The organism is Arthrobacter sp. TB 26 (assembly GCF_000427315.1).
Classification (GTDB): domain Bacteria; phylum Actinomycetota; class Actinomycetes; order Actinomycetales; family Micrococcaceae; genus Arthrobacter.
Genome location: NZ_AUPJ01000127.1, coordinates 3,557 through 13,264 on the forward strand (window position 1 = coordinate 3,557; position 9,708 = coordinate 13,264).

Annotated in this window: 9 protein-coding genes and 1 pseudogene (1 of these 10 running past the window's edge); 5 read left to right on the forward strand and 5 right to left on the reverse strand. The window is 67.7% G+C overall.

What is annotated here, in order from left to right; all coding sequences use genetic code 11:
* Positions 1–598 (forward strand): annotated as a pseudogene (paaZ, locus tag K789_RS22245) (phenylacetic acid degradation bifunctional protein PaaZ); it begins 1,524 nt to the left of the window's first position.
* Positions 599–744: 146 nt separating this feature from the next.
* A complete protein-coding gene (locus tag K789_RS0104015) occupies positions 745–1,152 on the forward strand; it encodes a VOC family protein (protein ID WP_024365632.1) in 408 nt (135 codons plus the stop codon).
* A gap of 92 nt (positions 1,153–1,244) precedes the next feature.
* Here the strand turns inward: K789_RS0104015 and K789_RS0104020 are convergent, their stop codons facing one another.
* The 4 genes from K789_RS0104020 to K789_RS0104035 form a co-directional block, all read right to left on the reverse strand.
* Complete coding sequence (locus K789_RS0104020) at positions 1,245–2,102, reverse strand: DUF427 domain-containing protein (RefSeq protein WP_024365633.1); 858 nt, start codon at positions 2,100–2,102, stop codon at positions 1,245–1,247.
* A 66-nt stretch (positions 2,103–2,168) separates the two neighbouring features.
* Complete coding sequence (locus K789_RS0104025; RefSeq protein WP_024365634.1) at positions 2,169–2,774, reverse strand: TetR/AcrR family transcriptional regulator; 606 nt, start codon at positions 2,772–2,774, stop codon at positions 2,169–2,171.
* An 84-nt stretch (positions 2,775–2,858) separates the two neighbouring features.
* Entirely contained in the window at positions 2,859–4,187 is a 1,329-nt protein-coding gene (gene paaK / locus K789_RS0104030; RefSeq protein ID WP_024365635.1) for a phenylacetate--CoA ligase PaaK, read from the reverse strand.
* Positions 4,188–4,204: 17 nt separating this feature from the next.
* Positions 4,205–4,726 (reverse strand): hotdog fold thioesterase, encoded by a 522-nt coding sequence (locus K789_RS0104035; protein ID WP_024365636.1) that lies wholly within the window; start codon positions 4,724–4,726, stop codon positions 4,205–4,207.
* A gap of 224 nt (positions 4,727–4,950) precedes the next feature.
* Here K789_RS0104035 and pta point away from each other — a divergent pair, with 224 nt between their 5' ends.
* Positions 4,951–7,062, forward strand: a complete 2,112-nt coding sequence (gene pta, locus K789_RS0104040) for a phosphate acetyltransferase (protein ID WP_024365637.1) — start codon at positions 4,951–4,953, stop codon at positions 7,060–7,062.
* 30 nt (positions 7,063–7,092) lie between these two features.
* Here the strand turns inward: pta and K789_RS0104045 are convergent, their stop codons facing one another.
* A complete protein-coding gene (locus tag K789_RS0104045; RefSeq protein ID WP_024365638.1) occupies positions 7,093–7,341 on the reverse strand; it encodes a hypothetical protein in 249 nt (82 codons plus the stop codon).
* Between the two features lie 196 nt (positions 7,342–7,537).
* Between K789_RS0104045 and K789_RS0104050 the strand changes: the two genes are divergently transcribed.
* The gene (locus tag K789_RS0104050) at positions 7,538–8,707 is read left to right on the forward strand and encodes an acetate kinase (protein WP_024365639.1); all 1,170 of its coding nucleotides are present in this window, start codon (positions 7,538–7,540) and stop codon (positions 8,705–8,707) included.
* 60 nt (positions 8,708–8,767) lie between these two features.
* On the forward strand, positions 8,768–9,343 hold the full coding sequence (locus K789_RS0104055; RefSeq protein ID WP_024365640.1) for a GNAT family N-acetyltransferase: 576 nt from the start codon (positions 8,768–8,770) through the stop codon (positions 9,341–9,343).
* The last annotated feature ends 365 nt before the right edge of the window (positions 9,344–9,708 follow it).

Sequence of the window (9,708 nt, forward strand, 5' to 3'; positions counted from 1 at the left end):
CCGCGCCGGCGGCGGCGAGGAGCTCGGCGGCATCCGCTCCGTCCTGCACCACATGCAGCGCACCGCCATCCAGGGCTCACCGAACATGCTGACCGCCGTCACGGGCGTCTGGCACACCGGGGCCGACCGCAACTTCACGCTTGAGACCGAAGGCCAGCACCCGTTCCGGAAGCACCTAAGCACGCTGCACATCGGTGACGCGATCCGCTCCGGGCTGCGCGAAGTGAGCCTGGAAGAAATCACGAAGTTCGCCAACTCCACCGGCGACACCTTCTACGCCCACACCAACCAGGAGGCAGCGGCGGCCAACCCGTTCTTCCCGGGCATCGTGGCGCACGGCTACCTGCTGCTGGCCTGGGGCGCCGGGTTGTTCGTGGAGCCCGCGCCGGGACCGGTGCTGGCCAACTACGGTCTGGAAAGCCTGCGCTTCATCACGCCGGTTGCTGCGGGCGATTCCATCCGGGTCACCCTGACCGCCAAGAAGATCACCCCCCGCGAAACCGACGAGTACGGCGAAGTGGCCTGGGATGCCGTCCTGACCAACCAGAACGACGAAATCGTGGCCACCTACGACGTCCTCACCCTCGTGGAGAAGTAGCCCCTTCCCTGTTGCCCTATCACTTGTGGCTGCCTAAAGCCCGGAATGGCAGCCACAAGTGATAGGGCAACCGTGGTGGAGGGGGCAATTGGCGGGCTCTTTCCACCCGGCTGCGGCGTAAAATCGTGCTCGTAGGAGGTGGCGAAATGACCCTATTGTTGAACAAAGCCACAACGGTCCTGCCAGTCGATGATGCAGAGCGTGCCCACCGGTTCTATGCGGATACCCTGGGCCTCCCGCACCGTGGCGTGGCCGACGATGGAAGTGAACTATTCGGCAGCGACGGCGGCCCCATGCTGCAGTTGATGCCCGTCAGGGACGGAAAGCATTCCGAGCACACCACCCTGAGTTTTGAAGTCTCCGAAATCGAGCGGACCGTCCAGGAGATGGAAGCCAAGGGCGTCCAGTTCCAGGACTACGACCAACCGGATCTCAAGACCGAGAACCACATCTGTACAACGGATTCGGAGAAGTGCGCCTGGTTCATGGACACGGAGCACAACATCCTATGCGTCCACGAGAACATCACCACGGCCGCTGACTACCAGCTCTGAGGGCAGTTCCCGGCACACAAGGAACGGCACACAAGGAACAGCGCCCCGGTCCGCCGGGGCGCTGTTCCATGTCTGCGGGACGGACGCCGCCCTCAAAGTGCCCCCGGACCGCTCGGGCGGGACCACGGAGTCACAGGCCGGCGCTGCTGTACGCCCCCCACGCTCAGATCGACCCGCTCGTTGAAGAAGCTGACGAGGCCATGGATCTGCGCGGCGTCGCGGAACCGCCGGTCATAGCTCCACGCGACGTTCCGGCCGTGCCCCGAGCCCGGGACGCTCCAGTAGCTGGCCTGGCCCTTGTAAGGGCAGACGGTCCGCTTGGGGCTCTCCTGCAGCAGGTCCAGCCGCACGTCCGCCGGCGGGATGTAGTACCGCACCGGGAGCAGCGTCTCGTAAAGCAGCTGCGCGCCGTGCGTGCGGGCCAGCGTCACGCCGTCGAGCGCCACCTGCACGTCCACGACCGATGCGCGGATATCAACGCGGTGGAACGGATCCCGCGGGTGGCCGATGATCTCCTCATCGTCCTCGAGCCAGTCGAAGGCAGCGAAATCCAGCACCACATAGCCGGCCAGGTCGGGGTCCTCCGGCCGGAACGCGCCGCGGGGAACGGTCGCCGCAGCCGTCACGACGTCGAGTTCCTCGCCGGCACAGGTGTGGTTGCCAAACCCCGTTGTGGGGTCGAGGGACGTCGCGGCCGCGCCCTGCCGAAGCGCGAAGGGGTACTCGTAGGCAGGGGCCGCCGGCAGCGACGGCGTGGCGAGCCCGGCCAGCAGGTCCTGCTCCGGCACAGCGAAGATGGGCGTGATCCGCCGCGGTTCCCAGATCAGGCAGGCCTGCAGGGTATCGACGACGGCGGTCCGGCCGAGGCTCGCGCGGATCCTTTTGGCAGTGGGTTCGTAGCGCAGCCGGGGGAAAGTGCCCATGAGCACCTGGGAGAGTTTGGTGGCCATCCTCCCAGCGTGGCCCGGGTGCCGGGCGCGGTCAATGGGATTCTGGTGGAGCCCCGAACCCCCCGCCTAGCGGGCGACGTGGAGGCCATGGAAGGCCATGGTGATGACGTCGTCGGCCAGTTTCTCGGGGGAGAGGGAGCCGCCGGGTTTGTACCACTCCACGATCGAGTTGATCGTGCCGAAGAGCAGCCGGGTCACCGTGCGCGGATCGATGTCCTGGCGGAGCGACCCCTCGTCGCGGGCCGCGGAAATGAGGGCCGCCACCTTGTGGTCGAACGTGCGCCGGCGTTCCATGGCGTCGCGTTCGATCTCGGTGTTGCCACGCAGGCGCAGCAGCAGGGTGACGAAGGGAAGCCGCTCTACAAGCACCGAAATGGTCTCGCGGAGGACGAACTCCAGCCGGGCTTCGGCGGTGCCGGTGTTGGCCTGCGGCTGGTCCAGGATGGCTTCGAGGCCGCCCAAAGCGTGGTCCAGGGCGAGCTTCAGGAGGTCGCCTTTGGAGGGTACGTGGTGGTAGATGGCTGACTTTGAGATGCCCAGGTTTTCAGCGAGGATGCCCATGGAGGTGGCGTCATAGCCGTGGCGGTTGAAGACGTCGACGGCGATCACCAGCACTGACTGCTGGTCATAGCCGGGGCGTCCGCGTTTGGTGCTGGTTGCTGTTGTGGGCATAGTCGCTAGTTTCTCACGATCAGGAGATCAGCCAGCCCGCCGGGTGGCCCGTGCGGGCCGGCCGGCGGGCTGGACATGGCGTGGTCAGGCCTTGGGACGCATGTCGTAGATCCGGCGGAGCTTGCCGTTGGACCGCTCCAGGGAGCCGGGCTCGACGACGTCGACGGTGCAGGAGGATCCGACGTGGATCTTGATCTGCTGCTGCAGGACCTTGGCGGCCGAGGCGACTCCCTCGACCGTGACGGTCTCGCGGCGTTCGATCTTGACGGTCAGCTGGTCCATCCGCTGGCCCTCGGGACGTGTGAGCTCGAGCTGGAAGTGCGGGCTCAGCTCGGGGATGCGCAGCGCGATCTCCTCGATCTGCGAGGGGAACAGGTTCACGCCGCGCAGGATGATCATGTCGTCGCTGCGGCCGGTGATGCGGCCCATGCGGCGGTGCGCGGGGCGGGCGGTGCCGGGGAGCAGGCGGGTGAGGTCCTTGGTGCGGTAGCGGATGATCGGCAGCGCTTCCTTGGTGAGCGAGGTGAAGACCAGTTCGCCGGGTTCGCCGTCGCCCAGAACCACGGAGGGGTCGAAGGCATCGATGATTTCGGGGCGGAAGTGGTCCTCCCAGATGTGGCTGCCGTCCTGGGTTTCCACGGCCTCGCCGGCGACCCCGGGCCCCATGACCTCCGAGAGTCCGTAGATGTCACAGGCCTTGATGTTCATCATCACTTCGAGCTCGTGGCGCATTTCCTCGGTCCACGGCTCGGCACCCAGCACGGCGTACTTGAGCGAGGTGGAGGCCGGGTCGATGCCCTGTTTCATCATCGCATCGGCAATGGTCAGCAGGTACGTCGGGGTGGCCAGGATCGCGTCGGGCTTGAAGTCCTGGATGAGCGTGATCTGGCGTTCGGTCTGGCCGCCCGAGATCGGGATGACCGTGCAGCCCAGCGCCTCGGCGCCCGCGTGGGCCCCCATGCCGCCGGTGAACAGGCCGTAGCCGTAGGCGTTGTGGACCTTCATGCCCGGTCGGACGCCGGAGGCACGCAGCGAGCGGGCCACGAGCTTGGCCCAGTCGGCGAGGTCCTTCTTGGTGTAGCCGACGACGGTGGCGCGGCCGGTGGTGCCGGAGCTCGCGTGGATTCGGGCTACCTCGTGCTGCGGCACGGCGAACATGCCGAAGGGGTACTCCAGGCGGAGGTCCTCCTTGGTGGTGAAGGGAAACTTGCCCAGGTCGGAGAGCTCCCGGAGGTCCGTGGGGTGGACGCCGTGTTCGTCGAACTTGCGCTTGTACAGGGGGACGCGGTCGTAGGCGTAGGCCACGGTGTGCTGCAGGCGGCTGAGCTGCAGCGCCTCGAGCTCGTCGCGGGAGATGGTTTCTTCGCGGTCCAGGACAGCTTCACTGGTGGGTGCGACGGTTTCTTGGGTCATCTGGGGGTTCCCTGTTTCTATTTCTTGGAGATGGTGCGGCTGCGGCCGCGGAACTCGGCGACGAGTTCGCCCGGCGCGATGTCGGTGGGGAGTTCGCCCGGGACCGTGGCGGCCGGGACGGCGGGTGCCGTCAGTTCCGCTGCGGGCATGCCTGTGCTGGGATCGGCGGCGTAGATCTGGATGTCGTAGAGGCCGCTGCGTCCGGTGCTGGCGCGGCGGTTGGCGACGGCGGTCAGGACCTGGCCGCGGAAGGCCGGCTTGAGGAAGTTGATGTCGACGCCGGAGGCCACCGTGATGGTGCCCTCGTCGCCCGGCTCCGGGCTCGCAGGGTTGCAGGCCAGCGCGAAAGCGGTGTCGCCGAAGGCGAAGATCATTCCGCCGTGGGCCATGCCGAATCCATTGAGCATTTCCTGCCGGAGCGTCATGCGGATCGTGGCATGCCCGTCGTCGAGCGCTACAACTTCGATGCCCATCCATTCCGAGGCGTAGTCGTCTTTAAGGATGGGATGGGTGTCACCGGAAATCGTCAGTTCAGCCATGCGTCATTGCCTCCAGCTTTATTTACCGAATGTTCATTAGGTAATCCCATTTGGGTGCCTTCTGTCAAGAGCCGGCGGGCGCATGAAGCTCCCAGCGGACACAGCTGGGCAGCCAAAAAACACCCCAAAACCCTGCAAAAAGCGGCCAGGACGCTGGCTCCCCGGCATGAGAAAGTAGGCTGGGAGGGACCGAGCACCACTACGGCACAACCTAAGGGCGGATCATGGCCAAGGGGATCTACGTCAGCGCGACCACACCGGGCTCCGGGAAATCGCTCATAGCGCTGGGACTGGCGGACACCCTGCACCGCCATGCGGACCGTATTGGCTTCTTCAAACCTGTGGTCAACGGGCACGACCCTGCCTCGGACCCCATGGTGGCACTGATGAAGGCCCGGTTCGATCTCGACGATCAGCGCTGCCGTGGCGGCCTGACGTTTGTCGAGGTCCGCAAGCTGCTGGCCGAGGGAAACCGGGCCGAGATCGACGCCCGCTGCGTGGAGATCTTCGCCGAGATGTCACGCCACTGCGATGTGGTCATCGTGGAGGGAACGGACCTCACGGGCCAGGACGCCGCCGTCGAATTTGATCTCAACGCACGCCTCGCGAACAACCTGGCCGCCTCCATCGTGGCTGTGGTGGGAGCGAAGGGGCGCTCTGTCGCGGAGACGACCGACGCCGTCGAGGTTGCCCGGAAGGAACTCCTCGCCGAACGCTGCTCGCTCTTGGCGATCATGGTGAACCGGGCCGACCCGGAGGACCTGGAAGCCATTGCCGCGGCCGTCCGCCCTGGCGCCTCAGGCCGGCCCGTCTACGTCCTGCCGGAGCTGGAGTCGATCGCCAGGCCGACCACCGGCGAGGTCGCCTCCGCCCTCGGTCTGGGCCAGGTGGCCGGGCTGCCGGACCTGGAACGTGACGTTCATTCGGTCAAGGTGGCGGCCATGAGCGTGGCCAACTTCCTGCACGTGCTCGACGACGGCGCGCTGGTGATCGTGCCCGGTGACCGTGCCGACGTGCTCGTCGCCTGCCTGGCCTCGTCGTTCTCGCCCGAGTTCCCGGTCCCGTCGGCCCTGATCCTGACCGGCGGCCTGGCCCCCGATCCCACCATCTACTCGCTGTTGGCCCAAGCACCGTTCCCGATCTTTGCCGCCCCGGACGACACCTACGTGACCGCCAAGCGCGTCTCCGAGGTGCGCAGCGAGATCTGGTCCGGGCACCGCCGCAAGGTGGCCTCCGCCCTGGGCCTGTGGTCCAAGCGGGTGGACGAGGCCGAGCTGCTGGAACGGCTGCACCTGCCGCGGCCGGAGCGGATGACGCCGCTGCGGTTCCTGCATGACCTCATCGAACGGGCCCGGTTGCAGCGCCGGCACATCGTCCTGCCGGAGGGGGAGGACGTGCGGATCCTGCGTGCCGCCGAGATTCTGCACCGGCGGGATGTCTGCGACCTCACGATCCTGGGCAACGAGTCGGCGGTCCGGGAGTTGGCGTCCACCCAGGGCATCGACCTCTCCGGCATCAGCATCGTGGACCCCGCGACGTCGGAGCTGCGCCAGCCGTTTGCGCAGAAGTACGCACAGCTGCGGGCGCACAAGGGTGTGGACCTCGCCCGGGCGCTGGAACTCATGCTGGACGGCAGCTACTTCGGCACCATGATGGTCCAGCTAGGAGTGGTGGACGGCATGGTGTCCGGCGCGGCGCACACCACCGCCCACACCATCCGCCCCGCGCTGGAGTTCGTGAAGACCCGCGACGGCGTGAAGATCGTCTCCTCAGTGTTCCTGATGCTGATGCCGGACCGGGTGCTGGTCTACGGCGACTGCGCGGTCAATCCGGACCCGAACGCGGAGCAGCTGGCGGACATCGCGCTGGCCTCGGCCGAGACCGCCGTCCAGTTCGGCGTGGAGCCGCGCGTGGCCATGCTGTCCTACTCCACCGGCGGCTCCGGTACCGGCGAGGCCGTGGACAAAGTCCGGCAGGCCACCGAGATGGTGAAGGCGCGCCGCCCGGATCTCGCCGTCGAGGGCCCCATCCAGTACGACGCGGCCGTGGACGCAGCGATCGCGCAGTCCAAGATGCCCGGCTCGTCCGTCGCCGGGCAGGCCACCGTGTTTATCTTCCCGGACCTGAACACCGGCAACAACACCTACAAGGCGGTGCAGCAGTCCTCGGGGGCGGTCGCCGTCGGGCCCGTCCTGCAGGGACTCCGCAAGCCGGTGAACGACCTCTCCCGCGGCTGCACCGTGGAGGACATCGTGAACACGGTGGCCATCACCGCCGTCCAGGCGCAGTCCGTGGAGGCCGCCGCCGAGCCGGCGCCCGCGGCTGCCCATGCGTAGTCAGGGCGCCAGCGAAGGGAAGGACTCCGGTCAGCTGTTTTCCGGCTGCGCCGGGCTGTCGGGATCTTCCTGCTCGGCGGGCTCGTTGGCCAGGCCCGCCGGCGTGAGGTCCAGGTCCTCCAGGTTCTCGGGGGCCTCGGGCGCTTCCCCGACCTCGGCGGCCTTGAGGTTCCCCGTGTCGTCCAGGGCCGGGTTGGCACCTTCGACGCCGGTGGGATCCGGCTTACCGGAACCACTGTCCGACTGGGTGTTCTCTGGCTCGGTCGTGTCGTCAGTCATGGAAATCCCTTCGTGAATTGTTCAGTTGGTCCGCCGACTCTAGGCGCCCGCCGCGGCTTTCGCAACGGATTCGCGGCCTCGCCAGCCCGGCAATTTATAGTGGATCCCAGGGAGCGCTCCGCCAGGCTCCGGCGTGATGCCCAGTCCCGACGCGCCCTCCGGGGTTAGCGCAGAAGCCAAGGCGTAGGAGGCCCCCATGCTCGTGCTCGTTATCAACTCAGGCTCGTCCTCGCTCAAGTACCAGGTCCGCGACGTCGAGGCCGGCAGCGTACTCGCCGAAGGACTGGTCGAGAAGATCGGAATGGGAAACGGCGGCGAGGGCGACGGCCAGATCGAGGGCCCCCGCGACCACGCGGAGGCACTGGAACTCGTGGACGCCAAGATCCACGCGGCCCTCGGCGGACGGGTGCTCGACGCCGTCGGGCACCGGGTCGTGCACGGCGGGGAGCGCTTCTCCGCGCCGGTCCTGATCAACAACGAGATCACCCGGGCCATCGAGCGGCTCAACCCGCTGGCGCCCCTGCACAACCCGGCGAACGTGCTGGGCATCCGCGCGATCTCGAAGAAGTGGCCGGACATGCCGCAGGTCGCCGTGTTCGACACCGCTTTCCACCGCACCCTTCCGGAGCACGCCTGGCGCTACGCGGTGCCGGAGGAGCTCTACACCAACCACGGGATCCGCCGCTACGGCTTCCACGGCACCTCGCACGAATACGTCGCGCACCGGGCGGCGGCGCTGCTGGATGTCCCGGTGGACGAATTCGACGCCGTCATCGCCCACCTGGGCAACGGGGCCTCCGTCACGGCGATCCGCGGTGGACAGTCCGTGGACACCTCCATGGGCTTCACCCCGCTGGAGGGCCTGGTGATGGGCACCCGCTCCGGTGACCTGGATCCGTCCATCCTCGTCTTCCTTGGCCGGGCCGGCTGGTCCCCGGAGGATCTCGATGCCATGCTCAACCGCCAGTCCGGGCTCAAGGGCCTGGCCGGCAACAACGACATGCGCTCCGTCGTGGAGGCCGCCGAAGCCGGGGACGCCAAAGCGGCCATGGCGCTCGCCGTCGCGTCCTACCGGCTCGCGAAGTACATCGGCGGCTACCACGTGGCCGTCGGCGGGGCGAAGGCGCTTGTGTTCACGGCCGGGATCGGGGAGAACTCGCACCAGTTCCGCGCCCTCGTGGCGGAGCGGCTGGGTGCCCTGGGCGTGCAGCTCGACGCCGGCCTGAACCGCGAACGCTCGAAGGAGCCCCGGGTGATCTCCTCGGCGTCCTCGGCCATCCCCGTGCTCGTGGTGCCCACCGACGAGGAGCGCGCCATCGCCGAGGCCACCGCCGCCGTCGTCACCCACTCATCGACTGCTCCGTAACGGCCCTTTTGGCGGCCCAAAACGGCACCTACGGAGCAATCGATGGGTAGCGTTGGGGCCATGACGGAACTGAACTTGCCCCTCCGCACCGAACGGCTGGTGCTGCGCCGCTTCGAGGCCGGGGACCTGGACGCCTACCACGCCTACCATTCGCTGCCCGAGACAGCCCGGTTCCTGCCCGGGGAGGCGAAGAGCTACACCAAGTCCATGGAGTCCGTGGGCAAGTACGCCAACTTCGCCTTCGAGAAGGAGGGCGACTGGATCTGCCTGGCCATCGAGGCCGCGGACTCGCCCGGGCTGCTCGGCGAGGTGGTGCTGAAGTGGCTGCCGGGTTGCGGGCAGGCTGAGATCGGCTGGAGCCTCGCCCCGGCGGCGCGCGGCAAGGGCATCGCGTCCGAGGCCGCCGGGGCGCTGCTGGAGCTGGGCTTCGAGGAGCTCGGCTTCCACCGGATCGACGCCAAGCTGGATGCGCTCAACACGGCCTCCGCGTCGCTGTGCGAACGCCTCGGCATGCGGCTGGAATCCGCCCAGGTGGACAAGTGGCACTACAAGGGTCAGTGGGCCACGGAAGTCGTCTACGCCCTCCTCGCGGACGAGTGGAAGTCCAAGCAGCAGGCCAAGGACTCAACGGATTGACGAAGACGGCCGGAATGGGAGTTCCCATTCCGNGGCCGTCTGTGGCAAACGGGCGTGCTCGCCGAGCGCCCTGATCAGCGACGACGGCGGCTGCCTGCTCCTGGGGTTGGCCATCCCCTGCGGGCCTTGACGTGACGCTCCCGCCCAGTTGGTCCCGCCCGCCCCGCCCCCGGCCCATCGATTGCTCCGCAACGGCCCTTTTGAGCCCTCATAAGGGCCGTTACGGAGCAGTCGATCGCCCAGTCAGGTTCCGGTGACGGGGAACTGGGCTGGAGCGCTGCCACCCGGGAAAAGCGCTGACAACCCAGAAACCCCGCCGCTGAGCATGCCCACCCGTCCGACGGCGACCTACGGTGCCGGCGGGG

Excerpts from the sequence above, each read along its gene's own strand:
- K789_RS0104015 (WP_024365632.1), top strand. The coding sequence starts at position 745 with ATGACCCTATTGTTGAACAAAGCCACAACGGTCCTGCCAGTCGATGAT.
- K789_RS0104020 (WP_024365633.1), bottom strand. The coding sequence starts at position 2,102 with ATGGCCACCAAACTCTCCCAGGTGCTCATGGGCACTTTCCCCCGGCTG.
- K789_RS0104025 (WP_024365634.1), bottom strand. The coding sequence starts at position 2,774 with ATGCCCACAACAGCAACCAGCACCAAACGCGGACGCCCCGGCTATGAC.
- paaK (WP_024365635.1), bottom strand. The coding sequence starts at position 4,187 with ATGACCCAAGAAACCGTCGCACCCACCAGTGAAGCTGTCCTGGACCGC.
- K789_RS0104035 (WP_024365636.1), bottom strand. The coding sequence starts at position 4,726 with ATGGCTGAACTGACGATTTCCGGTGACACCCATCCCATCCTTAAAGAC.
- pta (WP_024365637.1), top strand. The coding sequence starts at position 4,951 with ATGGCCAAGGGGATCTACGTCAGCGCGACCACACCGGGCTCCGGGAAA.
- K789_RS0104045 (WP_024365638.1), bottom strand. The coding sequence starts at position 7,341 with ATGACTGACGACACGACCGAGCCAGAGAACACCCAGTCGGACAGTGGT.
- K789_RS0104050 (WP_024365639.1), top strand. The coding sequence starts at position 7,538 with ATGCTCGTGCTCGTTATCAACTCAGGCTCGTCCTCGCTCAAGTACCAG.
- K789_RS0104055 (WP_024365640.1), top strand. The coding sequence starts at position 8,768 with ATGACGGAACTGAACTTGCCCCTCCGCACCGAACGGCTGGTGCTGCGC.